Raw genomic sequence first — 287 nt, 5'->3', positions numbered from 1 at the left:
AAATAAATGGCGACAGAAATGATTGGAATACCCAAGAGATTAGGTCGCATCAGGAGGGAGGGGATCATGACATTGGTGAAATAAATGAAATAGAGGGCAACAACAATGATGATAACGATCAAAAAGGTTGGGTTAATCAGGTTGGGGAATCAAATAATGAGGTGACAGAAATTAACAAGATAGAAGGTAACAACAACAATAACAACAGTCAGAAATTTGATGGTGACCAGGCTGGAGATGAAAATGTTATTCAAAGCAGCAATATTATGGAGGGGGATAGAAATGAT

1 protein-coding gene is annotated in these 287 nt (G+C 37.6%); it reads left to right on the top strand.

What is annotated here, in order from left to right:
- Window positions 1-287: hypothetical protein (locus tag E1171_RS23025; protein WP_187696079.1), on the top strand; the 287-nt coding region annotated here is incomplete at both ends.

The sequence above is a fragment of the Xanthovirga aplysinae genome (genome assembly GCF_009711365.1).
Classification (GTDB): Bacteria; Bacteroidota; Bacteroidia; order Cytophagales; family Cyclobacteriaceae; genus Xanthovirga; species Xanthovirga aplysinae.
This window is presented reverse-complemented; position numbering and strand designations above follow the sequence as displayed.